20 protein-coding genes are annotated in these 25,459 nt (G+C 48.6%); 16 read left to right on the top strand and 4 right to left on the bottom strand.

Annotated features, from left to right (window positions below; translation table 11 throughout):
• Position 1: 1 nt before the first annotated feature.
• Positions 2-1,537: a sodium/proton antiporter NhaB gene (nhaB, locus tag ACJJI6_RS08690; RefSeq protein WP_444908425.1), complete on the bottom strand. Its 1,536-nt coding sequence runs from the start codon at positions 1,535-1,537 to the stop codon at positions 2-4.
• A 383-nt stretch (positions 1,538-1,920) separates the two neighbouring features.
• Here nhaB and ACJJI6_RS08685 point away from each other — a divergent pair, with 383 nt between their 5' ends.
• The 7 genes from ACJJI6_RS08685 (at position 1,921) to ACJJI6_RS08655 (ending at position 10,375) form a co-directional block, all read left to right on the top strand.
• Positions 1,921-3,627, top strand: a complete 1,707-nt coding sequence (locus ACJJI6_RS08685; RefSeq protein ID WP_475713152.1) for a FimL-related protein — start codon at positions 1,921-1,923, stop codon at positions 3,625-3,627.
• Between the two features lie 14 nt (positions 3,628-3,641).
• Complete coding sequence (gene nudC, locus ACJJI6_RS08680) at positions 3,642-4,457, top strand: NAD(+) diphosphatase (protein WP_475713151.1); 816 nt, start codon at positions 3,642-3,644, stop codon at positions 4,455-4,457.
• 45 nt (positions 4,458-4,502) lie between these two features.
• Entirely contained in the window at positions 4,503-5,153 is a 651-nt protein-coding gene (locus tag ACJJI6_RS08675) for a cation/multidrug efflux pump (RefSeq protein ID WP_413665185.1), read from the top strand.
• A 48-nt stretch (positions 5,154-5,201) separates the two neighbouring features.
• The gene (gene sohB / locus ACJJI6_RS08670; RefSeq protein ID WP_413665186.1) at positions 5,202-6,347 is read left to right on the top strand and encodes a protease SohB; all 1,146 of its coding nucleotides are present in this window, start codon (positions 5,202-5,204) and stop codon (positions 6,345-6,347) included.
• 40 nt (positions 6,348-6,387) lie between these two features.
• Positions 6,388-7,401, top strand: coding sequence for a YhdH/YhfP family quinone oxidoreductase (locus ACJJI6_RS08665; RefSeq protein ID WP_444932765.1), 1,014 nt, complete (start codon positions 6,388-6,390; stop codon positions 7,399-7,401).
• Positions 7,402-7,560: 159 nt separating this feature from the next.
• Complete coding sequence (locus ACJJI6_RS08660) at positions 7,561-8,823, top strand: patatin-like phospholipase family protein (RefSeq protein WP_282933415.1); 1,263 nt, start codon at positions 7,561-7,563, stop codon at positions 8,821-8,823.
• Between the two features lie 658 nt (positions 8,824-9,481).
• Complete coding sequence (locus tag ACJJI6_RS08655; protein ID WP_475713150.1) at positions 9,482-10,375, top strand: polysaccharide lyase; 894 nt, start codon at positions 9,482-9,484, stop codon at positions 10,373-10,375.
• A 38-nt stretch (positions 10,376-10,413) separates the two neighbouring features.
• Here the strand turns inward: ACJJI6_RS08655 and ACJJI6_RS08650 are convergent, their stop codons facing one another.
• Positions 10,414-11,145, bottom strand: a complete 732-nt coding sequence (locus ACJJI6_RS08650; protein ID WP_475713149.1) for a pseudouridine synthase — start codon at positions 11,143-11,145, stop codon at positions 10,414-10,416.
• A 429-nt stretch (positions 11,146-11,574) separates the two neighbouring features.
• On the opposite strand from ACJJI6_RS08650, the gene ACJJI6_RS08645 reads away from it, so the two are divergent.
• Both ACJJI6_RS08645 and ACJJI6_RS08640 read left to right on the top strand, forming a co-directional pair.
• Positions 11,575-12,783 (top strand): RtcB family protein, encoded by a 1,209-nt coding sequence (locus tag ACJJI6_RS08645; RefSeq protein ID WP_475713148.1) that lies wholly within the window; start codon positions 11,575-11,577, stop codon positions 12,781-12,783.
• Positions 12,784-12,862: 79 nt separating this feature from the next.
• Positions 12,863-13,051 carry a hypothetical protein gene (locus ACJJI6_RS08640; protein ID WP_413665191.1) on the top strand — a complete coding sequence of 63 codons (189 nt, stop codon included), beginning with the start codon at positions 12,863-12,865 and terminating at the stop codon, positions 13,049-13,051.
• Between the two features lie 21 nt (positions 13,052-13,072).
• On the opposite strand, the gene ACJJI6_RS08635 is transcribed toward ACJJI6_RS08640, so the two are convergent.
• Complete coding sequence (locus ACJJI6_RS08635; protein ID WP_475713147.1) at positions 13,073-13,462, bottom strand: YchJ family protein; 390 nt, start codon at positions 13,460-13,462, stop codon at positions 13,073-13,075.
• A gap of 152 nt (positions 13,463-13,614) precedes the next feature.
• On the opposite strand from ACJJI6_RS08635, the gene ACJJI6_RS08630 reads away from it, so the two are divergent.
• The 7 genes from ACJJI6_RS08630 (at position 13,615) to ACJJI6_RS08600 (ending at position 24,877) form a co-directional block, all read left to right on the top strand.
• Positions 13,615-14,142 (top strand): TetR/AcrR family transcriptional regulator, encoded by a 528-nt coding sequence (locus tag ACJJI6_RS08630; RefSeq protein WP_282933409.1) that lies wholly within the window; start codon positions 13,615-13,617, stop codon positions 14,140-14,142.
• Positions 14,143-14,180: 38 nt separating this feature from the next.
• Complete coding sequence (locus ACJJI6_RS08625) at positions 14,181-15,245, top strand: efflux RND transporter periplasmic adaptor subunit (protein ID WP_475713146.1); 1,065 nt, start codon at positions 14,181-14,183, stop codon at positions 15,243-15,245.
• Between the two features lie 43 nt (positions 15,246-15,288).
• Positions 15,289-18,396, top strand: a complete 3,108-nt coding sequence (locus ACJJI6_RS08620) for an efflux RND transporter permease subunit (RefSeq protein ID WP_475713145.1) — start codon at positions 15,289-15,291, stop codon at positions 18,394-18,396.
• Between the two features lie 296 nt (positions 18,397-18,692).
• Positions 18,693-20,894: a hypothetical protein gene (locus tag ACJJI6_RS08615; protein ID WP_475713144.1), complete on the top strand. Its 2,202-nt coding sequence runs from the start codon at positions 18,693-18,695 to the stop codon at positions 20,892-20,894.
• A gap of 239 nt (positions 20,895-21,133) precedes the next feature.
• Positions 21,134-21,685, top strand: a complete 552-nt coding sequence (locus ACJJI6_RS08610) for a GmrSD restriction endonuclease domain-containing protein (RefSeq protein WP_413665195.1) — start codon at positions 21,134-21,136, stop codon at positions 21,683-21,685.
• Positions 21,686-21,762: 77 nt separating this feature from the next.
• On the top strand, positions 21,763-24,489 hold the full coding sequence (locus tag ACJJI6_RS08605) for a DEAD/DEAH box helicase (protein WP_475713143.1): 2,727 nt from the start codon (positions 21,763-21,765) through the stop codon (positions 24,487-24,489).
• A gap of 85 nt (positions 24,490-24,574) precedes the next feature.
• Entirely contained in the window at positions 24,575-24,877 is a 303-nt protein-coding gene (locus ACJJI6_RS08600) for a hypothetical protein (RefSeq protein ID WP_282933402.1), read from the top strand.
• Between the two features lie 123 nt (positions 24,878-25,000).
• On the opposite strand, the gene ACJJI6_RS08595 is transcribed toward ACJJI6_RS08600, so the two are convergent.
• Positions 25,001-25,315 carry a DUF6471 domain-containing protein gene (locus ACJJI6_RS08595; RefSeq protein ID WP_108732688.1) on the bottom strand — a complete coding sequence of 105 codons (315 nt, stop codon included), beginning with the start codon at positions 25,313-25,315 and terminating at the stop codon, positions 25,001-25,003.
• Positions 25,316-25,459: the final 144 nt, after the last annotated feature.

The raw sequence follows: 25,459 nt of genomic DNA, 5'->3' as shown, positions 1-25,459 counted from the left end.
TTTAGATCGCGTAGACCACGCAAATCAAAGCAACAATACTCAGTACGATGGTGTAGGGCAGAGCCATGATCACCATGCGGCCATAAGATAGGCGTATGAGAGGTGCCAGGGCCGATGTCAGCAGGAACAAAAATGCAGCTTGTCCATTGGGAGTGGCAACGCTGGGTAGGTTGGTTCCGGTATTGATGGCAATGGCCAGCTTGTCAAAATGTTCTCGGGTAATGTCGCCTGCAGTGAGGGCAGCTTTAACTTCGTTAATATAAACCGTTGCCACAAAAACATTGTCGCTAATCATCGACAAAATACCGTTTGCCATGAATAGCAATCCTGGCTGCTGTTCGGGCTTTTGTGCGAGAACGAAGTTGGTTACAGGCTCGAATAGGTGCTGCTGGTGAATCACTGCAACAATTGCGAAAAAAACCACGAGCAGTGCAGTAAATGGCAGTGCCTCTTCAAACGCGTGACCGATTCTAGCTTCTTGAACAACGCCGTTAAACGAGGTCAGAAGTACAATAATCATCAGGCCAATGATACCGACTTCGGCAACATGAAATGCCAGGGCAAAAACCAGAACTACAGCGACAATGCCCTGAATCCACAGCTCAGCAACCTGTGCCGAGGTGCGCTTCTTTTCTTCCTCTTTGGAAAAATTAACCAGTACCTCACGTACGGCGCTAGGGAGCTGGGCTCCATAGCCAAACATTTTAATTTTCTCCAAAAAGAAACAAGTAGCTAGGCCGGCAAAGAATGTTGGGATGGTCACTGGGGCCATCTGCAGGAAAAACTGTACAAATTCCCACCCCGCTTTCTCAGCGATCAGCAGGTTTTGCGGTTCCCCAACCAAGGTGCAAACACCACCGAGAGCAGTGCCTACGGCGCCATGCATGATCAGGCTGCGAAGGTAGGCTCGAAACTGGTCCAAGTCTTCGCGGTGATACTCCACGACATGCTCATCGTTGGAGTGGTCGTGGTCATTGTGGTGGTGTGGCTGCTGGGAAGCGACCCGGTGATAGACTGAGTAAAAGCCTACGGCAACCGCAATCAGAACAGCAGTTACGGTCAAGGCATCTAAGAATGCTGACAGTACTGCAGATACAGCACAGAAAAGTAGTGACAGCAGAGATTTTGAATTCACATTAATCAAAATTTTAGTGAATACAAATAGAAGCAGGCTCTTCATGAAGTAAATGCCGGCCACCATAAACATTAGTAGCAGAATAACTTCGATATTCTCAACTACCTCGTGGTAGACGGCATCGGTGCTTGTCATACCCATCAATACGGCTTCAATTGCGAGCAGTCCGCCGGGTTGAAGTGGGTAACACTTCAGGGCCATCGCCAGGGTAAAAATGAATTCACCAATAAGGACCCAGCCTGTTACAAAAGGCCCCGATACATACAGTATTAATGGGTTGAGAAGCAAAAAGGCGGCTATGGTCAATTTGTACCAATCAGGCGCTTCGCCGAGAAAATTTTCGGCAAAGGCGCGACCAAATCCGCCGCCGGATGCCGCAATGGTGTTGTTGTAAGTGTTCATCATTTACTTCCTTGGTTAACCCATATTGGTGTGGGTCAAAATGGAATCTTTGGGAATCGGCGGTGTATGCGAAATAGATACCTGAGCTCAATTATCGCTGCGTGCTTCCCTGGGTTTATTGTGCACAGATTGATTGGTTTTTGTTCTTTAACACAAAAAAACGTACAGCTTTAAACTTGAAAGTAGCAAACGCTACTGGGTTTTCTGGAAAATTCAAGTAATTTAGGGGCTTCAGCCCCGCCGCTAGGTTATTTGTCGATTATTCGGTAGAAATTGTTTGGCGAAAGGTGGACTCTTTTATTTATTGGGGTAAATTGCCCTTAATGAGGCCAGAATCATCCTGATCTGGTTGTTTTTTGTTCGATTATAGGAAGAATGCAGCGGTGCAGCCAAAGACTGAATTGCGCAAGATCAATATCACTTCTGTCAATGTAGTGAAGGATGAGCTGGTAGCTACCATCGATAATGCCGCCTCACACTTGGATAAATTTGCCGCGGATACTTCCCAAAAGCAGGCTCTCGAACAGAGTTTGGCTGCACTCAGGCAGGTTAGTGGAGTATTGCAGATGGTGCAGCTCCAGGCAGCTGAGCTCCTCGCCCAAGAGAAAATCAAAGCGCTTACAGAGGTGTTAGAGGAGAGACAGAGCGCCTCAGAAGAACTGATGGAAGCGTTGGGCACAGGTTTTTACGTAATGGGACGCTACTTGGATTTTGTCCAAAGTCGTGCCATTGCCCGTCCAGAATTGCTGATTCCCTATATCAATAATTTGCGTGCGGCCCGGTCTCAGCCCCCTGTGCCGGAAAGTCATTTTTTCCGTTGTAACTTGGAGGGGGCTGTGCCTGGTGCAGGGGCTTCTGCGGTAATGTCGGAAGACTTGAATAGTTTTGTTCGCCGATTCCGTCATATGTACCAGGTTGGTTTGTTGGCTCTGTTGCGAGGTAAACCTCGGGGCCCAGCGTACACGATGATGTCTCGCGCCCTTGAGAGAATCGCAAGCATCACCATGGGGCGCCCAAATGGGCGTTTATGGGTGGTAGCAGGGGCGGCACTTGCAGGCATGGCCTCCCAGGAAATGCGCATCAGTCGATCCCGGGTGATGGTTTTCAGTATGTTTGATCGCTGGCTGCGAGCATTACAGAAAGAGTGTGATACAGCTTTAGATCAGCCTGCGCCACCGATTTTGCTGAAAGAGTGCCTCTATTGGCTGACTCTTTCCAAGCCCGAGGGCTTTGGTGGCAAGTTGCTGGAGGCCTTCTCCGCAGAGTCTCTTGATTACAGTGAAGAGGAATTAGAGCGGGAGCGAGCCACCCTTGGAGGCCCTGGCGCCACGGCAATTACCGCAGTTGCTAACGCCTTAGAGGAGGAGTTGTCCGGTGTGCGCCGAATGTTGGATGACGCTGAGTTAATTGGTACTACTTCCTTGGATGCAGAAGATGGCCTCGCTTCTTCTCTACAGAGAGTGGCCGGCACCTTGCAGATGCTCAATTTTAAGCGGGTTGGAGAGAGTCTGCGCAGCGCGGTTGCGGAATACCAGAGTGCTTCCGGCGCGGGCGGTTCCATAGCGGACAGCGCACTGCAGAAACTGACAGGCCAGGTGTTGATGGTCGATAGCACGGTAAGGGCTCTCAAGCAGAGCACTTCTATTGATCTGGATGAATACGGCCATGCGGATATTGCCTTTGAGCATAGCCAGTTGGCAGAAGCGGAAGTGGCTGTACTTAAAGAGGCAGAAGCCGGTTTGGCGTTGATTAAGAGAGCGCTGGCGGCCTATGCAGAGTCCGACTTTGATCATGGCCATATTCGCAATGTTTCTACTACTTTGAACTCAGTGCGCGGAGGCTTGATCGTTCTCAACTTAAGTAGAGCGGCGGCCGTAGTTGAAGGTTTGCTGAACTTTGTTGAGACTGTTATCGACCGTCATGATGCCGGTCCTGAAGTAGAGCAATCTTTGCATATTTTTGCCGATGCGATTATCAGCCTTGAGTACTATCTGGGAGAGGTAAAGCTGCATAGGCAAGCAGATATTCAATCCCTCAGTCTCGCTATCGAAAGCTTGGCTGCTCTGGGTTATCCCGTTGAGGCCGCATAATTAAGGAGGTCTCCTTGGTAGATAAGTTTGTCCCAGCGGGTAATGTGTGGGCAGTCCCGGAATTTTCCCAGCATATCCTGATTGCTGATGGGCTGATTCTCTGCCGAGGAGATTTTTTCCTCCACGACGCCCAGGTATTGGTAGCGGAGGCTGTTCAATCCAGCCACTATTTGGGAGAGCTAAGTGGGCGGGCGTGTGGTGTCCACGTTTTGTCTCGCCAGGTTGAAATTGCCGGCTATGAATGGCGAAACCTGCGCAGCCTGCTGACTTTGGTTGAGGAGCCGATGTTTGCATTGGCTGGGCGGGCGCTACAGATTTCCCATTGGGATAGCCAACATCGATTTTGCGGTCGTTGTGGTACTCCCACCATCTATCACTCTAATGATCGCGCTCGCACCTGCCCGGCTTGTGATCTTTCTGTCTACCCCAGAATCTCCCCCTGTGTAATTATGCTTGTTACCAGGGGAGATGAGTGTCTCTTAGCTCGTCACGCCTCGCGTCGAAATGCAACTTATACGGCCCTCGCTGGGTTTATAGAGCCCGGTGAGAGTGCAGAGCAAGCGTTGGTGCGTGAAGTCTATGAGGAAGTGGGGCTCAAAGTGGGTGCCCTGGAGTATGTGGGGAGCCAGTCCTGGCCTTTTCCTGGGCAGTTGATGATCGGGTATTTGGCGGAGTGGCAAGGTGGGGGATTGTGCTTGGACCCCAATGAGATAGAAGAGGCAGACTGGTTCCACTACAGCTCATTGCCAGCTATACCGCCCATACAAACCCTGTCCGGCCGCTTGATCCACACTTTTGTCGAAAAGGCTGCGGCGAAGAACCGCCCGTAAGGTTGGTTTAAAGATGTTGCGCAGTATCAGGGAGTAGAAATCATAATGTATATAGCGATTACCTTTATTATTGCCATCCTGGCGTTGTTGTTTGTGTTTTGGGGGGCGCGAGTCCTGCTATCGGGAAATTGGTTCCTGGGGTTTATACGTGGTTCCGCCGGTCTTTTTCTTTTTGCAACTGCTCTTTGGATTGTTCTGATTGCTGCAGATGTTTACAGCTATAGAAACCTGGCTGAAGAGCACAGTGTTGGCATTGTTTCGTTTCGAAAAATTGCCGAGCAGCAATTTGAAGTCAAGTTTTCTGATGCGGATGGTATAGCGCAAAAGTTTGAATTGCTTGGGGATCAGTGGCAGTTGGATGCCCGAATGCTCAAGTGGCAGGGTCCATTAGCCCGATGGGGAATTAAGCCCGCTTATCGTCTGGACAGGTTGAGTGGTCGCTATCTCACGCTACAGGATGAGCGAGCTCGCGAGCGTTCTGTCCATGAAATAGAGGGGGCGAACTATGGCGTGGATGTTTGGCAGTTTGTACGCGGTGTTGATCGCAAGTTGCCCTTTGTTGATGCGGTATATGGCAGTGCCACATTTCTACCTATGGAGGACGGTGCGGTTTACGAGGTGCGTATTAGCCACAGCGGTTTGTTGGCTCGCCCCCTTAATCAGCGAGCAACTTCCGCCCTGGAAGGTTGGCAGTAAAATACTGAAGCTAAATAAAAATTAGTTAAGACGGAAAATGGAGTCTAAGTGGAATTTTTAATTGAATACGGCCTTTTTCTAGCCAAAATTGTTACGGTTGTCGTGGCCTTAATGGTGTTGATAGGTTTTATTTTTGCAAATCGAGAGCAGCTGAAAGAGCGTGTTCAGGGTCATATCACAGTTACACATTTGAATGATCGCTATGAGCAGTTTAAAGAAACACTGCTTGAAGCTGTGATGGATAAGCACGAATTCGCCCGTCGTAAAAAGCAAATGGCGAAAGAGAAGAAAACTCAGGAAAAAGCCCTAGCTAAAAAACATAAAGCTGAGAGCAAAAAGCAGCCTGAAAAAAGTGCTGCTACTTCTTCCGACGTTGCTAAAGAGGAAGGAGAGCGTGAGTCTAAGGGTATAAAAGGGGAGTTGGTCTCCGAGCGCAAGCGTGTCTTTGTTATGCAATTTAATGGGGATATCAAAGCGAGTGCTCTTTCCCATTTGCGTGAAGAGGTGACGGCCATTCTTCAAGTGGCAGAGTCCGGAGATGAAGTTCTCCTTTGTCTTGAAAGCCCTGGGGGCATGGTGGCGAACTATGGCTTGGCCGCCAGCCAGTTAACCAGGATTCGTAGTGCAGGTATCCATTTGACTATTGCTGTCGATAAAGTGGCTGCCAGCGGGGGCTACATGATGGCCTGTGTTGCAGATCGTATCCTGGCAGCACCCTTTGCGATGTTGGGCTCTATTGGTGTTTTAGCTCAGATGCCGAATTTTAACCGCCTGCTGAAGCGCAATGATATCGATTACGAACTGTTTACTGCGGGCCAGTACAAGCGCACTGTAACCATGTTTGGTGAAAATACTGAGGAAGGTAAACAGAAGTTCCAAGAGGATTTAGATGAGATCCATATTCTGTTTCAGCACTTTGTCGGGGAGTACCGTCAAAAACTCGACGTCGACAAAGTTGCCACGGGCGAGGTTTGGTTCGGGCAAAAAGCCCTATCCTTGGGACTGGTCGATGAGCTGAAAACATCAGATGAATACTTGACCAGTTGTGCTAAGGACTGCGACTTATATCAGGTGGAATTCAAAGAGCGGAAAAATATTGCTAAGAAAATAGGGCTGGCGGCAGAAGCCGGTGTGGAATCGGCGGTCACTCGTCTCTTTTCACGGCTGGCAGCTCTGCGTCATCAGGCTCAATAGTTGTAACGTTACAGGTTGATAGTGTTGCGGGATATACCCCATGGAAATAGATAGGGATGAAAAATTTCGGGCAATTCAGGTTGCCGAAGTAGCTTCGGGAAAGTTTGACCAGTCTGTTGTTGAGCGTCAACTTTCTGAGCTTCCCGATAACCCGTTGCTGTTGGCCGTAAGTTATTCATCCTTGAATTTCAAAGATTCTTTATCTGCGTTTGGCAATCGTGGGATTACTAATACTTACCCCCATACCCCGGGTATTGATGCGGTGGGCAAAGTGCTGTTCGATCGGAGCAATACGTTTCAACCGGGTGCCGAATTATTGGTCAATGGCTACGATTTGGGCATGAATACTTCTGGTGGACTTGCAGAGCGTATTGCCGTTCCTCCGCAATGGGCCTTGCCAGTCCCCGAGGGCCTAACAGCTTGGGAGTCTATGGCACTGGGTACGGCTGGTTTTACCGCCGCGCTTTGTGTTGAAAAACTCCTGGAGTCCGGCGCATCTCCTGAGGATGGAGAGATTCTGGTAACAGGTTCAACCGGGGGCGTCGGCTCTGTTGCCGTCGCCTTGCTGGCGAAGCTAGGCTTTCGTGTCGCAGCAGTGACGGGAAAGTTGGAGTCTGCTGATTATTTGGCGAGATTGGGTGCATGGAAGGTTCTCGACCGGGATACACTGGCCCCTTTTGCCAATAAGGCGATGGCCAAGCCATTGTGGGCTTGGGCTGTAGATACTGTGGGGGGGGAAACGCTTTTTAATGTCATTAAATCCCTGCGCTACGGCGGCGGAGTGGCTGCTTGTGGTATGGCTTCAGGTGCTCAATTTCACGCCAATGTATTTCCATTTATCTTGCGCGGTATTAGTTTGTTGGGTGTGGATAGCGCTGTTTTGCCAATAGAAAAGAAGGCAGAAGTATGGAAGCGGTTGGGCAGTGAGTGGTATATCGGCGATAAGCTCGACAGTATTGCGGAGAATATTAGCCTTGATCAGGCTCCAGAGTTTCTTGCGCGCTTAAATAGAGGGCATGGAATAGGTCGTTACGTTGTAGATATGGCTCTCTAATAGATCTATCGATTTAGAATAATAAGTACACTTAAAAGATTCTATTTATCTTACCAAATATCCCCGACAACTCTGAATCTGAGTTGTATATGGGCTTTTTTCTCAATAGCCTTTAAGCGGACTCTGTTGTTTGCGGGCTTGTTGTATTGGAAGAAAACTTTGTCGACAAGTAACAGTGAAAGTAACAAACCTGGCCAGCGTAACGCTCTGGTTCTCTCTGGGGGAGGTGCGCGTGCTGCCTATCAAGCGGGCGTTTTAAGGGCGCTTGCGGAACTGGTTCCAGAAGATAATCCTCGGCCCTTTCAAATAATCTGCGGCACCTCTGCAGGAGCTATGAACGCGATGCTTCTCGCCTCTCATACAGGTACCTTTAAAGAAGCTGTCGACAGAATGTGCTCAGTTTGGTTGCAGCTTAGTGTTGAGCAGGTTTATCGCACCAGTTGGCGTAGTTTGCTTGGAAATCTGTTTTCTATCAGTCGTTCGCTCTTGAACCAAGGTGTGGGTAGACAAAAACCTTTGGCACTCCTGGATAACAGTCCGCTGCGCAGCTTGGTTGAGCGCGAGATAAACTTTGACAATATTCAAAAAAATATTTCGGCTGGGCATTTGCATGCCACAAGTGTTAATGCGCTTTCTTATAGTGAAGGGCAGTCCGTCAGCTTTTTTCAGGGAGCGGAGAATGTTAAAGGATGGCAGCGGTTTCGTCGCTTTGGAGTGCCCACTCAATTAACCTCGGACCACCTATTGGCATCAGCAGCAATTCCTGCCATTTTCCCGGCGGTCAAATTGGATGGGGTTTATTTTTGCGATGGTGCCATTCGTCTGATGGCCCCGATTAGTCCCGCACTGCATCTCGGTGCCAAGCGTGTCTTTGTGGTGGGTGTGTCGGACAACCGTTCTCCAGCCCATTGGGGGAGTCGCAACAGTCCTGCGCAGATGGAGTCCCCTTCGATGGCGCAAATAGCTGCTCAGTTATTCAATGCCGCATTTATCGATAGCTTGGAGGCAGACTTGGAGCATCTGGATCGAGTAAATATGTTACTTGACTATGTGGATCCAACAGATCATTCCGATTTGAAATTGTTGCGTTCGGTAGAGTCGGTTGTTATTGAGCCCTCGCAGAGTTTAGGGCGTCTTAGTGGCAGAAAACTTGGTCACCTTCCCTCGGCGCTACGCTGGTTATTCCGCTCAACGGGTGCGACCAATCCCGGTGGCGGTGTTTCTGCAGCCAGTTATTTATTATTTGAAAGGCCATATATCGAAGAACTTATCGATCTCGGCTATCAGGATGCCATGTGGGAAAAAGATAAATTGCGCAGTTTTCTACAGCCGGAGCCGGAAGGTAAAACTGAGCGCAAGGGGCTCTTTGGGATTCGCAGTAAATCTCAAGAAGAGGCTTCTCACGGTAATTCTGAACACTGACCTTAGTTTCTCTCCCCTCATTGGCGTGACTAGCGCCTTTCATCTTAGTGAATATTTTTTCTTCAAGTTTCTAAAGGGCGTTAAACGCCCTTGAATCCATTATTATTCCGCCAAGGCGGAGGAAGCCTTTAGCATTTAGTTTGCGCTTTCTTATGATTTTCTCGGGCTATGTGCGCCCTCACTCATCCGAACAAGTAGCTTCTATATTTAATAGTGATGTCAATACTGTCGGGTATTATTCAAGATGTTTTCTGTGTTTTTACTCGTGACTCTTTTTTCATTTAGTACAGGTAATCAGGATTTCGCCCAGATGATCGGTAGGGTTGATCGGGTTGAATATTTGGGGGGAGGCTTGGTTGTTTCTGGGTGGGCTTGTCAGAAAGGAGTATTCAAGTCAGTTTCTGTTGGTCTTTATCTAGGTAGCGATAGTAGAAGCGGGTTTCCATTAAAAATTTCCAGAGCTGATCAGGCGTCGTCAAAAGGAATTGCCAATATATGTGATACTCAGGGCGTTCCCCATGGATTCAAGTTCTATTTGAATTATGAGGAAATGAAAAAATTTGTAAGAAAGAAGATCTATGTATATGGGTTTTCATCAAATCAAGGCAGATTCAGTGCAATTTCAAATTCTGGTAGATATCGGGTCGGGATCCCCTACATGAAATATACCGATATTACCTTGTTGCGAAGAACTTTTGATTTGCAGCCACTGGCTACGTTTGATGATCAGCATTTAAATTTAATTCCAATGCCCGGTAATGGGCATGCACTGGAAGCTCAGTATATTCCTTATGAGAAGGGTTCGGAGAGAATTAGTACATCAACCCAGTTAGCCAAATCTGTTTCATCGGCAACTCTCGCTTACGATGTGAAGTTTCATCGGAACTTCGAATTTGTTAAGGGAGGTAAGCTACACGGCCTTGCTGGTGGGGGACAGGCTTCAGGATGCGTACCTATTGATCCGAAGAGTTGGAGTGTGCGGGTTAAGTTTGGTGCGGAGGGTAGGGTTGGGCTCTATACCTATCATCAGGATAGAGTCGCTCGGTGTGGAGATGGGTATCAAGGGAATGACAGCTTTAGATTTGAGCGGGATACCTGGTATCGGATTGAGTTGTTTGTGCAATTAAATAGCAGTGCAAATAATGCTGACGGATATATCGAGCTGTTTATAAATGGAAAAAAAATTGTAGAGGAACAAGGGTTGCGGCTGACTGGTAGTGATAGGGTAGCTATTGATAAATTTCAGTTCAGTACTTTTCATGGCGGTAGTTCAGCTTTGTGGTCACCCTCCAAAAAAGTCTATGCCTACTTTGACAATATTTCAGTGAAGCAAGGGAGAAAGATATATGGCCTTAAGGGGGCTGTATGCGAAAATGAGAAAGCTGGAATATACAATGGGTCGGGAGCTTGCTGTTCCAGCTCGTGTGGGGCCTGTGGCGGCCCCGGATGCGGCCAATTAAATGGTGGAAGCTCAGCCTGCTGCGCATCGGAAATTATTAATTCAGCGCCATTGTGCTCCTATCCTGGGCAGGTCGCCCCATGCACTATGTAAGGCTTGAGGGCTTCTGAGTAACTTGGACGCTTTATAAATTAAAGTTTCCATTTAAATCGCTGAATTAATTGCAAGAAATTTCCCTGTATTTCGCATTGTATTTTCAGCTGAGAACCGCTCACCGGATGTTCAAGCTTAAGTTCAGATGCATGCAAAAGCAGTCGAGAGCACTCGAGCCTATTGGCAAAGAAACGATTATGGGTTGACTTTCCATATTTCGGGCAGCCAATTAGAGGGTGGTGGATATGCTTGAAATGTCTTCTTATTTGATGGCGTCGCCCTGTTTTCAATTGGATTTCTACTAGGGAGTACCGGCTGGTCGGGTAGCGGTCAACCTCATAAGGTAATTCAATAGTCTCCAAGCGTCGGTACAGTGTAACAGCCTGCTGACGTGGCAGATCCGTTTTAGGTCGCTTCCTCTGGTGTTTGAAGTCGGCAACGGGGGGGAGGGCATAGTCAATGACACCTTCTTCTGGGCTATATCCTCTACATACAGCAATATATTTTTTTGATGATAAATCACTTTCCAACTGCTGCTGTACCTGCGCAGCAATCTCGCTGCTTTTCGCAAAAATAATAACACCGGAGGTAGGCTTATCCAGTCGATGTACTGGATAAAGAAAGTTACCACATAGGTCCCTCAAATATTGCAAAAGTACACGCTTTTCATGGCGGTCTATTTCTGATCTGTGAACAAGCCATCCCTCTGGTTTATAAGCGGCAAGTAAGTAGTCGTCTTCAAAGAGAATGGTAGGTTCTTGAGTGGTCATTTTGGGGGCGTGGCGACTGGACTGTAATTTCGGTAACACGATTTTATGGCATAGCGAGCCCTTAAGCTATGTTGAAAAGTAAAAGTTGGTTAGTAAATTCAGGGTAGAATTTTTATCGATAGACAAAAAACAGGCTTGACATGGTACCAAATGAGAATAAACTGCACCTAAATTCCATTGCTGATCTAGTTTCAAGATTGGCATTCTAATTGGCAGTATTTTTGAAGTGGATCGCACCACTAAGGAGCCGTGAAATGCGAAATGTAGATATCAAGAGTTTATTTGTTTAATCGCTTTTCACGCGCTTGAGCTTGGAAAGTGATATTGCTTTCCAAGCCAGACCTTCTAAAAGCCCTGGCAAATGCCGGGGCTTTTTTGTTTTAGCTTGGATTGCCGTTTCATTTAAGTGGATTAATCCAGGGATAAAATATGCCTGTAAAAACAGTGTTGAATCGAAATGCACCGCCTGGCACGGTACCGGTAAAAATCTATACCGATGATATTGAGCCCAAGGCAATGCAACAGTTAAAGAATATTGCCCTGCTTCCTATTGTGCACTCCCATGTTGCTGCTATGCCGGATGTACATTTGGGAAAGGGGGCAACGGTAGGATCGGTGATCCCAACGGTAAGTGCGATAATTCCTGCCGCCGTTGGGGTGGATATTGGTTGTGGAATGAATGCGGTGCGAACTTCGCTACAAGCCCATCAGCTGCCAGACAATCTGAAAGCACTGCGGGACGCCATTGAGGTGAAAGTGCCGGTTGGTCAGGGACGACATAAACTGATCAGCGCCAGGGAATCTGCCTGCAAACTTTTAGCTCCCGGTGTGGATAGATTGTTTTCAAAGCATCCAGGGCTACTGAAGAAGCTGCATCAGCCACAAAAAACCTGGGTGACCCAAATGGGTACATTAGGGGGTGGCAATCACTTTATCGAAATTTGTATTGATGAGAGTGGTGCTGTCTGGGTGATGTTGCATTCAGGGAGTCGAGGGATTGGCAATGCTATTGGCCAGCATTTTATCCAGCTGGCCCGACGGGATATGGCTGGGCATATGCACAATCTTCCTGATAAGGATCTGGCCTATTTCTCAGAAGGCTGCCAGAATTTTGACGATTATATTGAAGCGGTTAATTGGGCGCAGGAATATGCTCGCTGGAACAGGCAGGAAATGATGAAGCTTGTGCTTGGATGTCTGAAGGTAAGCTTACCAAAGTTTACTTTGACCACAGAGGCAATTAATTGCCACCATAATTATGTTGTTCGCGAGCGTCATTTTGATAGAGATGTATTCGTGACTCGCAAAGGGGCTATTAGTGCTCAGAGAGATCAGCTGGGAATTATTCCCGGCTCTATGGGGGCTAAGTCATTTATCGTGCGTGGGCTTGGCAATAAGGAATCTTTTTGTTCCTGCGCACACGGAGCTGGCCGAAAAATGAGTCGTACAGCGGCTCGCCAGCGTTTTACCAGAAAGGACTTGGAAGATCAGACCCAAGGTGTGCAATGCCGTAAAGATAAGGGCGTTCTGGATGAGATTCCTGCTGCTTATAAGGATATTGATCAGGTGATGGAGAACCAGTCCGATCTTGTGGAAGTGGTGCACACGCTACGCCAGATAATTTGTGTCAAGGGGTAAATAAGGAGGTATCAATACAAGTTTTGAGTGAGAAGATATTTGGAAGAGTGGATCTACTAAAAGTAAAAGGTGAAGTTTTATGAAAAAGAAAGAAAAAATTCGTAGTTACGTTGCGCGTAATCCGCTAATGAGAAAGGGCGGTGCCCACGTAAAGGCAAAATCTTCGGGTCGTTTCGCTAGCAAGCAGAAACTGCGTAAAGAGGTGCGGGAGTGCGACTCCCGCCCCCAGGCTTTTGCTGCTATTTTTTCGTTGATATCGCCTCTTTAGTTAGCCGTGTTCTCTGCTAGCCTATTTCCCATTAGGCCAGTCGGGTAGAGCTTCCAAATATACCCAGCGCTTCTTAAATAACTTAAATAGTGAAATTTCGTGAATCAGGTGTTCTTGGTCATTTTCTGTATACCAAGCCTTAAATTCCACAATCGACTTTTTTAGTCCCGCCTTGCTCTTAATAACTTCCAATTGTGTCCATTGGGTTTCAATATCCTCAGCTTGCAGTTCTGGGCAGGTGTCGGGATGCCAGGTTTTTTTCAGGTACCGAAAATTTCCGGTTGCAAAGGCTGTATAGCGACTGCGCATAACCGCTTCTGCATTATTGGGGTAAGCCTTTCCCGACAAATAGAGTCCGCAGCAGCTATCAAGGGGCTTGCCCGATCCACAGGGACAGTACCGATCCGTCATAAATCATCTCTCCAGCGTGAACTTAACGCTCTCGTAACACTTTTTAACCATGTTTTCTGGTGAGGGAGCGTAGCATAGCTTGACCTTTGAAATGTTGCCGCTAAGATACCGACCAACCGGTTGGTTTTGATTGATGGTGCCCAGGAGGTCATGTGTCGAGAGTCGACAAAGCTGCCATTGTTCGAGCAGCAGAAGAAGTAGTCCGGGATCGCGGGGCGCGCAAGTTGACCCTGGATGCGGTGGCTGCACAGTGCGGGCTCAGCAAGGGCGGTTTGATTCATCATTTTCGAACTAAGCAGTCACTCCTGAAGGCGATGCTGGAGGCGGCAATAGCTCGTGAAGATGACAGTGTTGCCACTTTTGTGTCCTCGGGGGACAGCTTGTTGGTGTCGCGCTTGAAGAGCATTTTTGAATTGATGGAGGACGACAAGGGGCTGCCTCGCTCACTGATCGCCGCCGTGGCCGAAGACCCCATGTTGCTGGGGCCGGTAAAAGACAAAGAGGAGCAGCAGCGTCGCGATATCTGCGATGCGTATCGTGACCCGGAAATGGCGGAACTGCTAATCCTGGCGGCCCAGGGCATGTTCCTGGGTCGCGTACTCGGTGTGGTTGAGTCTGAAGACCCGATTATTGAACGTTTACAGGGACGTCTGCTGGCGCTCTCTGCCGACCTGAACTAAAGGTCAGCCCCAGTTAATACAGTTTGTGGATGATGAATATGAATATATCGCCAAGATCGCGTTTCTCATTGGCCGTTTTGATCGCAGCAGTTGCAGTTCTGGCAGGATGCTCCGAATCGAAGACGGAGCAGGCGCAGGCAGAGCACGTCTGGCCCGTGAAAGTAGCTACCGTTGCCAGTAATAACCAGGTCAAAGATCGACAGTTTGCCGGTCGTGTTAAGGCAGTGCAGAGTGTCGATCTATCTTTCCAGGTCGGTGGGAAGCTGAACAAGCTCACAATTCGCGAAGGTGAAATTATTCCAAAGGGAACCCTGATAGCAGAGCTTGATCAGCGGGATTACCTGCGCAGGGTAAAAGAAGCCCGATTAAATGTAGAGTTGCTGGAAAAAACCCTCAATCGTCAGCGCTCTCTGGCAGGGTCAAAAGTTATTTCACAGCAGCAGCTGGATGAAACGAAAAGTAACTTTGACTTGGCTAAAGTGACCCTGGAACGTGCTGAGCAGGACCTGGCTTATACACAGCTAAGGGTTCCTTTCGATGCTTTGGCAACTCGCCAGCTGGTAGAGAATTACACCAACGTCCAGGCCGGCCAGGCAATTGTCCGTTTGCAGAATATTTCTGAAGTTCGAATTCAAATCTCCGTGCCTGAAAAGCTGTTGGCCACGGTTAATGAAGAGCAAGTCAACTCCATGACCGCCGAATTTGAATTTTTGCCGGGCAAGGAGTTCCCACTTACTTACCGTGAGCACCAGGCTGAGGCAGACAGCGTTACCCAGACTTACGTTGTCGAGTTTGGAATGCCCCGTCCCGAAAATGTACAGATCCTTCCCGGCATGACCGCTCGCGTTAGTGTGAAGTTGAATAAAGCGAGTGGTGACCTGTGGGTTCCCCTTTCGGCAGTGCAGACTGGCCCGGAAGGTAAGCCCTATGTTTGGCAAATTAATGCAGACCAATCTGTTTCCAAAGCTTCCGTGACCCTCGGGCGTACTGATGGTGAGTCGGTACAGATTAAGGATGGCATTAGCCCGGCTATGAAACTGGTTGCTACCGGCGGCCAGCACCTTTATGACGGTGCAAAAGTACGCAATTACGCACAGCACTAATTAGTGTGTTAGCTCTGGCCCTGTTAACAGTAGGGAAAATGTTGTGAAGATTTCTGACATATTTATAGAAAAGCCAGTTTATAGCTGGCTGTTGATGCTGATTTGCTTAATCGGTGGTCTTTGGGGGCTTTCAGATATTGGCCGCCTCGAAGACCCTGCGTTTACGATCAAGGAAGCCCGTGTTTACACCTTCTACCCAGGCGCCAGCGCCCAGCGTGTAGAAGAGGAGGTCACAGAAAAGCTTGAGGTGGCCATCCAACAAATGGGACAGCTGGACAAGGTCTCCTCCACCTCAAGTCCGGGGATGTCTGAAATTCGGGTGGAAATCAAAGATCAGTATGCCTCGCAGGAACTTGCCCAGGTTTGGGATGAATTGCGGCGCAAGGTTAATGATGCTCAAAGTGACCTGCCCAGCGGTGCTTTACCTTCTATTGTGAATGATGATTTTGGTGAGGTTTACGGTATTTATTATGCGATTACCGGAGAAGGGTTTTCGCTGACTGAAATGCGTGAAATTACCAAAGCGATTCGCCGGGAGTTACTGGGAGTTGAGGGAGTTGCCAAGGTTTCCCGCTCAGGCATTATCGACGAAGTGGCTTACCTGGATATTGATGAATCCCGCCTGGCCCAGTTTGGTTTTTCCCTGGATGACTTAGCGCAGGTACTGCAATCTGAAAGTTCGACCCAGAAAGTCGGCGAGATTGGAGGCCAGGATTTACGTACCCGTATACTGGTTGATAATCCTGCGAGTGACCTGGAATCCATTCGTAATATTCTCGTTGGCGTACCCGGTTCTACCGCGATGCTGGCCGTCCGTGATATCGCCGATATTTCTCTCGGTTACGATGAGAGCCCAAGCTTTATTGCCCGATTTGATGGTAAGCAGGCCATTCTGCTGGGTGTGGCCGGTGCGGAAAATACCAATATCGTGAACGTTGGCAAGGCGGTAGAGGCCAGGCTGGAGCAGATTAAACAGGCGTTGCCTCTGGGTGTAGAAATCCATCCTATTTACGAGCAGCATCAGGTAGTAGAGGAGAGTGTTGACGGTTTCCTCTTTAACCTGGTTTCTTCTGTCGTGATCGTTACTCTAGTACTTTGTGTATTTATGGGCTGGCGATCCGGTGTTGTGGTTGGCACTGTCCTCGGTTTGACAGTTTTGGGCACCGTGTTAATCATGAACCTGTTTGGCTTGAATTTGCAGCGGATCTCTCTCGGTGCTCTGATTATCGCCATGGGTATGTTGGTTGATAATGCCATTGTGGTTGCCGAAGGGATGCTGATGGGGGTTCAGAGAAAAGAAGAGCCTAAGAGTGCTGCCAGGCGCGTAGTCCGCCAGACTTTCTGGCCACTGCTGGGTGCGACCATTATCGGTATTATGGCGTTCTCCGGTATCGGTCTGTCCGATGATGCTACTGGCGAATTCCTTTTCTCCCTGTTTGCGGTAATTGGTATCTCCCTGCTACTCAGCTGGATACTGGCAATTACTATTACCCCTTACTTGGGCTATCACCTGTTTAAGCCGGGTAAGCAAGCCGACTCTGATGATCCGTACGATGGCCGCTTCTACAACATGTATTCCGGTGCTTTATCAGGAGCGTTGAAGCGCAGGGGCCTGACCATTGCAGTACTTATTGTGGTGACCCTGGCCAGCTACTTTGCTTTCGGGTTTGTGAAGCAGGGGTTCTTCCCCAATTCAAATGCTCCTCTTTTTTATGTTAACTACTTCATGCCTCAGGGCAGTGATATTAATCGTACCGACAAGGCGCTTCAGGAAGCGACTGCATTCTTCCAGGAACAGGATGAAGTTGTCTCCGTAACGGCGGTAGCTGGTCGCGGGGCTGATCGCTTTATGCTGACCTATGCTCCCGAGCCACCCAATGCGTCTTATGGCCAGTTGATTGTCCGCACTGAAAACCGGGAGCAAATCCCCCAGTTGATTGAGAGTGCCAAGGCGAAGTTGCGTGTAGCGCAGCCGGAGGCATTGATTACTTTCAAGCGCCTGGTGTTTGGTCCCGGTGGCGGATCGGATGTTGAAGTGCGTATTTCAGGTCCGGATTACCAGACACTGCGTACCTTGGCGGTCAGTGTAGAACAGCAGTTCCGTGAAAAAGGACTGGAAGATATTCGTCACAACTGGCGCAGCAGAGAGCCTACTCTGCACGCACATCTGGATGATGAGCGAGCGCGAGTTGCCGGGGTTACCAATGCTGATGTCAGCCGTATGATTCAGTTTGCCACTGCGGGTTACACCGTTGGCGACTTTGAAAGCGGTGACCGAATTATCCCTATTGTTGCCCGTATGCCAGAGGGAGATCGCAACCAAGTGGGTTCACTGGAAGACCGCTTAGTGTGGAGCCCCAATGAGCAGGGATATATTCCGGCAGGACAGTTGATTACTGATTTCGAGTTAACCGCTGATGAAGGATTGATCCAAAGACGCAACAGGGTGCCGACTATTACCATCAGTGCGGATGCGCCTGAAGGTGTTACGGCAATGGCAGCCTTTGGTCGCATACGTCCCTGGGTTGAAGAGATGGAGTTGCCACCAGGCTTCAAGGTTGAATTCGGTGGTGAGTACGAGAGTTCTACCGATGCGCAGAAGTCGTTAGGTAAAGGTTTACCTTTGGGCTTCTTGATTATGATCCTGGTGTCGATATTGCTGTTCGGTACTGTTCGGGAGCCAGTGATTATCTGGCTGGTTGTTCCTATGTGTCTCGTCGGTGTTGTTGTCGGGTTGTTGGCGACGGGATTACCATTTGGATTTATGTCTCTTCTCGGTGTCCTCAGCTTGTCTGGTATGTTGATTAAAAATGCCGTGGTGTTGGTGGATGAGATTGAGGTTCAGACTCATGCGGGCCTGCCGAGGTTGACAGCTATCCAACGGGCCAGCGTTAGCCGTTTGCGTCCGGTATTCCTTGCCGCTGTCACTACTATTTTAGGAATGTCCCCGCTTCTGTTCGACGCTTTCTTTGCGGATATGGCGGTGACAATTATGGGTGGGCTTGGATTTGCTACGGTGTTGACACTGATTGCAATCCCTGTGTTCTATGCGGTATTCCACAAGGTGAGACCCAACGAAGTAATCGGCGGGGAAACTGAAACCAAGGAGCAACGCAAAGAGGCGGCTATTAGCGAACCTGTATCCGTTTAAAACATGTTTGCCCTAATTGGGGGCTGATCTAAGAGTCCCGTGCCAAGTTACTATTCGCTTGGTACGGGATTTTTTTTGTCTTCGTTTTTTATCCATTAATTACAGAGTTGTTTTCTGAGAGGGGGATTTTCATTGAAATATATGAAGAGCTTTGTGCAGAAAATTAAATTTATTGAGCTAAATTATTCTTCGCCTGTAATCAAACCTTATTAAGTCTGTCATTTAGCACAACTACTCTATGCCGCCTTTATAACTGGAACTGCCTTCGGGTGGGGAATCAACGCATTGGAGTGGCAATGAAAAATCATAAATTTTTCAAAAGAGCAGCGTTAGCTATCGCTATACCGGCAATTTTGGCTGGTTGCAGTGACGATAATGATGATCCGGTAGTGGTAACTCCAGATCCGGAAGTGCCAGAGGAAGTCAGTCTATTTGAATCAGTTGCTGGTTCTGAGGCTGCTGCGTATATTGGTCCTTCAACAATGCAGGTACCACATGTTGTCGCCACAGCTGAAAACGTCAAGGTAATTAATCTGCTCAGCAATGGTTATCTCCCTACAGATTACTCCAGTGAAAATGTTCCCCAACAGGATATGCTTCCTATATTCGAGGAGCACCCGAGTCTTGATGCTGCGGATACGGATGGCCTTTATGTATTGTCTGGAGAACCCGATGGTTTGGGGTATCTGGATAATGACGATGGTACATTTACCCTGTTTATGAACCAGGAACACTACAACTTTGTTGGCGGTGATGGGGTGGTTCTGGAGAACTCAAATCGCAGTCTCCGATCGACAGGCACCTTCATTTCAAAGTGGGTGATCAATAAAACTACCGGGGAAATTGAGGGTGGTGAGGACCTGATTAAAGGTGTTTATGCCTGGCGGCGCACCCTGTATGACACGGATGGTGAGGTTGCTGAATCTCCAGGATATACCTACGTAACACAAATGAAACCCTATTTTGATGCGGATGGGGACCTTGTGAATACGGGAGCATTCGAACGCTTCTGCTCCGCAACTCTGCCAGCTGAAACTGCTTTCTACAATGCGGAAAGCGGCAAGGGCACCCAGGTGCGGATGTTCTTGACCGGCGAAGAGAGTGACGGTGGCGAGAGCCTCAAAACTTATTACGATGGTTTGGTTGAGAAGCGTGGTTATGAGGGCCTTCGATTTGATGCTTTTGGTAGCATCAGTGGCGAGGCGAAAGCCAAGAGTGAGATCGAGTCTGTCTACGAGTACGACAAATCGGAAATTTATATCGGTCGCGGTATCGCTGTTTTGACAACCGGAGACAATGCTGGTGATGCTTATGAATTGCCACTACTCGGTAAATCTCGCTTTGAAAATATCGTACCCAACTATAAAGCACAGGATAAAACCATACTGCTGTCTGTCGATGATGAACGGCCTCGGGGGGATGAGGATGATGCTTATCGCAATGGAGGTTTTCTCACAGTCTATGTTGGTGAAAAAACCAATGAAGGCAGTGAAGTTGATAAGGCTGGCTTGACCAATGGTGAGCTGTATGCGGTTCGGGTTCTGGATAGCGATGGCGCGCCGGTGGTTGATTTTAGTGAAAGTGACAATCGAGCGCTGTTTGACGATAACGAATTGATGTTTGAGTTGGTACAACTCTCCAGCCGGGATACCGACGGAGATGGGAAGCCAGAAGATATTCGCGATATGAGCCAGCAGGCCTTCCGCATTCATACCACTGGAATGGAAGTCTCCCAGTGGCGTTCTCCGGAAGATGGTGATTGGGACCCATTAGATCCCAATAGCTTTTATTTTGGAGCCAAGTACGGTGTATACCAGCTTGAGTTTGCGGATATCACCAATCCAATAGATGGTGGAATCATCAAGAGAGTAGTGAGTAGCAAATCCGATGGCGATATAACTGACAACTATGAAAATTTCGACAATATGGCAGCGGTTGCTGGTGTCGATAATAAGACTCGCTTGGTGTTGCAATTTGATAAATCTAATTATTACTCACCGATCTACGTTCTCGACCCTGAAACCGGAGAGATGATTCGTGTTGCCGAATTTAACCCGGAAATTATTGGCGATAGTGAAGACGAGCTCGATCTGAAGATCGAGAAACAGCTGGCAAGTGGAGAGCTGGAAGCTGAGCCTGCTGACGAAGAATACCAAGCGCTGCTGGAAGAGCATGTGAAGAGTAAGCCCTACCGTCAATACTACTCACAATCCTCCAAGGTTCGCAGTGGGCTGGATGATACCGGGATAGAGGCTGCGCTCTCTACCGATGCTGAAGCATCCGGGGTTATTTATGTGGGCGATATTCTGGGTGATGGTTGGTTCTTGAGTTCAATCCAGTTTCACTATGATTTTGAAGGTCGAGTGGATAGTTACCTGAATTCCTTTAATGTGCGTGACCAAAAAAATGGTCCCTCTACACAATTGATTCAGGAAATGATGGCCGGAGGACAGTTGCACGCAATCTATATCCCTCAAGCGGTAGGGCTGGACAAGTAGCAAAATCTATCATTGATAAATTATGCCCTGTCAAGCGTTAATCAGGCGGGGCATTTTTATTAGGAGTAAAAAAATTGATCGAAATATCCTGCTCTTCATTACTCTTGCTATAGCCCTATTTTTTCATTTGGGGTGTTTTGTATAACGTTTGAACCATTTCTTATTGATTTGAACCGCCGCATACAATTGGTACACACTTTCTTGTAACCTAGCGCTCTGGTTTGATTGGTAGTTGATGTATGAGCGTTCGGTCAGTTTCTAAGCTTTCTTCCATTGCTGTAGTTTTCTCCTTCAGTTTTTCCGCTTTTGCAGCGTCCTATGATCGGGCGGAGTGGCTGCCCAAGTGGTCTGATTCCGATCGGGATTGCCAGGATACCCGCCATGAGTTGTTAATTCGCTATTCACTATCCCCGGTAACCTATACCCGCTCCAATCACTGCAAAGTAGACACCGGTTTGTGGCTGGATCCCTACACAGGCGGCTTCTTTGTAAAAGCCTCAGATCTTGATGTGGAACATATTGTGCCGCTGAAGTGGGCGCACGATCACGGGGGAGCTGATTGGACGCGCAAGCGAAAGCAGCGGTTTGCTGAGGACATCGAGAATTTATGGCTGGTTGATGACGGTCGTAACCAAAGTAAAGGCCACAAAGGGCCGGACAAGTGGATGCCGCCCTATGGACCGGTCAAGCAAGTTTACCTCAAGCGGTTTATGGCAATCGTAGATAAGTATGATCTTCAGCTGAGTGCGGGCGAGCGCCGCAAATATCAGTCGCTAATGGCGGATGGCTGAGGACAAGTAATCTCCGGGGGGTATAACAAGGTTCCGGCATCCGTTAGAATTTTGTTGTCCTCTAGGAGTTATTTGCAATGCAGCACCACCCCAAGAAGTTAATCGAATACTTTCGGCGCTGCTATCAAGCTGACAGTTACGACCTCTCCCTCAACAATATTCTAAATCTCAAATCGAATCGGCGTCTGTTCTTGGATGAGCGGGACTATTTGGGGGCTGATGAGTTACCACGTATACCTGTCTCCGCTACTGCGGGAGCAAAACTGCTGGAACAAGTGGATGCTTACCGAAAGGAGCGGCGGCTGATTTATGGTTGCCTGTTTATTTGTGGTAACTACGCTCTCCAATCTGGACTAAGCGCAAAACGCAAGCTCTGTGCACCACTACTTTATTTTCCTGCCAAGCTACATTTTGATGAGGATTATTTTGTAGAGATCAACTCTGCAAACATTCACGTTAATTTCCCTGTTTTACGTCAACTGCTTAAACCTGATGTTGAGTCCTCCATAACAGATAGTTTCCCGGTGCTTGCTTCGCCGCTGTCCTCGACACAGCTGGCTGACGTCGGCCGCTGGCTAGCCCATTACACTATTTTGGAAAATGTGGAGGAATTGGGGCGCTGGCCTAACCTGAGTGATAAGGCAGCTGTTGAAAGTGTATCGAAGGGTATTCAGTTGTCCCTGGTCTCGGCGGGTGCGGTAATTCTTGCAGATAGATCGAGGGGTTCTCGTGGAGTGCTGCACGAATTACAACTTTTAGGCAGGGAAAAAAGATTATCTCCTCCGTTACAGGCATTGCTGGGAGAGTGCCACTGGGAAACGGCACAGAAAGCGTGTGAGCCGGGTATGCTGCCGGGTCTGTTGAGTGGGGCACAGGAGAGGGCACTGGAAAATGCGGCTCGCTTTCCTCTTAGCCTGGTTTCAGGTCCGCCCGGTACGGGAAAGAGTTTTACGATCGCCGCTATGGTTCTCGATCGAGTGCTGCATGGTGAAAGTGTTTTGGTGGTATCGAAAAACCAGCAAGCATTGGATGTGGTGCGGGATAAGTTGCGAGATGAGTACGGGCTGACTCAGGGGTATGTACATCGAGAGGAGCGGGGTTTTATCCCCAGCTTGAAAGCTCATCTGGATAGGCTGCTGAAAGAGGGGGTGGAACTTCCAGAGAGAAAGCCTGCCCAGGTGAAGAGGGAACTGAAGAGGGCTTATCGAGCCTTGAGGGGCTTGGAGAAGCGCTTCTCCAAAGAGCTGGGATTGGCGCGGGCTGTTAGTGTAGGCCGGTTTGCTCAGTGGGTAGCACGACATGCCTGGAGCTTCTTTGCAAATCGATTGAGTGTTAAAAGTCTGTGGCAATCACAAGGTGCGATTGATGATTGTCGGCGCAACTTTGAAAGCCTGGCAAGTCAGTATTTGAATACTTATCGCCGCGATACATTGCACAGACTGCTGGAAAAGAATCGAGGTACCCTGAGCCAATTCAATCAAGCCTTGCGATCTCGAACTTCAAAAGTACAGGCGGAGCGCTTTGCCCAAACTGATATGCGGGTGGTAATGCAGGCGTTCCCCATATGGCTGGTGGAGGCAGATGAACTCAATGAAGTGCTGCCGTTATCGCCCGCCATGTTCGATTTGGTAGTCTTTGATGAGGCAACCCAGTGTGATATTGCGAGTTCACTGCCGGCTCTGTTTCGAGCTGAGCGGGCAGTGATTGTCGGTGACAGTAAGCAACTGCGGCATGTTTCATTTCTTTCCCGCAACCGGCAGCAAAGTATCTGGCAGGGAGTGGTAAAAGATGCCGGGGTGCCGCCAAAACTGAGCTATAGGGATCAATCACTTTTGGATTTGGCTTCAGACGTGATTCCCACTCAACAAGCTGTTGTGATGCTGGATGAGCACTTTCGCAGCCATCCAGAGCTGATCGCATTCAGTAACCATGCTTTTTACTCCGGCCGCTTGAAAGTTATGAGGGCCAGGCCCAAACCATTACCAGAGTCGGCGCTAGAATTTTATCAACTGCCAGGGCGCCGGAGGAAAAATGGGAGAAACACCGTAGAGCGCGACTGGGTTATTGCGCAATTGAAAGCGCATTTCGAGCGCTATGCCGATGCTGCAATTCGGCCGTCGGTCGGTGTTTTGTCTCCCTATCGGGATCAGGCCGATTATTTGGAAGGGGAGTTGATTAAGGTTTTCTCCTCTCAGAAGTTACAGAGTTTTTCTGTACGCGTTGCCACGCCCTATGGTTTTCAAGGAGAGGAGCGAGATTTAATGCTTATCTCCATGGCTATTGATAATCAATCGTTGAGGGCAGCCAGCTACTTAAACCGGGCGGATGTGTTTAATGTCGCAATTACCAGGGCAAAAGAAAAGCAGTTGGTTGCATTGTCGATTGAGCCCCAAGCTCTCCCTACGGATCATCTCTTGCGTCAATATGTTGAGTTTCCACACTCCGTTGGCAGTCATTTGCAGGGTGATGAAATCGTATGTCGTTTTGCGAGTGAAGTTAGCCATTTATTAACCCAGCACGAAATTCCCCATTGGGTAGGCTTTCCTGTGGCTGGGCAGATTGTAGATGTGGTTTGTGCTGTGAGCGGGCGTTTTATCGGTATTGACCTGATTGGGTATCCCGGCGACTACGAGTCTTACTTTAGTGTAAAGGTCTACAAGGCATTGTATCGGGCGGGCATTCCGGTCTTTCCCCTGCCGTATATTAACTGGCGAAAAGACCGGCAGGGCTGCATCGAGCAGTTATTGACGATCCTTCAGCAGGAAAAAGTGCCTGTATCTGAAGCTGCTATTCCTGACGGTTAGTGCCGCTGCTTAGGGCTCAGAGATGAAAGTTACGCCGCAGCTGCTAGTCTTCAAGGAGATTTGAGCAAAATTCCAGAGTAGATCTATGAAATCCTGGTTGCTGATTCTCTCCCTCTCTGTGGTTGCAATTGCCGGAGTGCAAGTTTCTTTGGCTGATCCCCAGCAGGTTCAAGGGGTGCGAAGTCCCACTTTAAGTTTCTGTCAGGCGCGGTTCTATGAGGAAGAGGACGGACGCCTCTACTGTAACTGGGCAGTCAATTTCAGGTATGCCTGCTTTGTTTGGTGGCCAACGAATAAGATTATTCCTGCAGGGGCCAAGCTTTCAGAGCCTGAGGTTGTCGGAAAGTGTGGTAATGGTGAGCCAGTCGTCAAATTGCATCACTACTAACTCACCTGTAAAGGAGCTGTGCAGGTGAGTCGTGGATACCCCGGTTCTTCAGCGGGTAAGCTTGATTACTGACGACGGAGTCAAAGTGTGATCGCGTGTACTGGTGTCCAAGGAGGTGGCGTGTTAGCTTTTCTCCTGCTCGGCATAGAGTCCTCGATCTTGCAGCTCACGGGCCTGTTTGAGGATTTCAAGCATGGCGCTGTCCTCCACCGACATGGCATCGATGATGGCTGCCAGCAGATCTGCTGAAAACATGCACTTGCTGACTTTGCTGCGCAGGTTTTCCGGTGTCATTGAAATTCCTCTCTCGGCCAGTGCTTGGGCGAGATCCCCGTAACGCATGCCCTTTAGTGCCATTGATGCGCGCACATAGCGAGCAATTGCCTGCTTGTAAGGGGTCAGTGCTTGCTGGTTGCTCAGGCTTTGCTTGTGGTCCATGGGCTCTACTCCGTCCTATTCACTATCACCAATGTGGTAAATATTATCTTTGTGTGTATTATTTGCAACATTAGTTTGTAATAAGTTATTGACCGCAGATTTTTTGGTGCTATATTTGTGACCAATATTCCACAGCGAGGGAGT

Source organism: Microbulbifer maximicatervae (SeqCode) (assembly GCF_056232625.1).
This window is presented reverse-complemented; position numbering and strand designations above follow the sequence as displayed.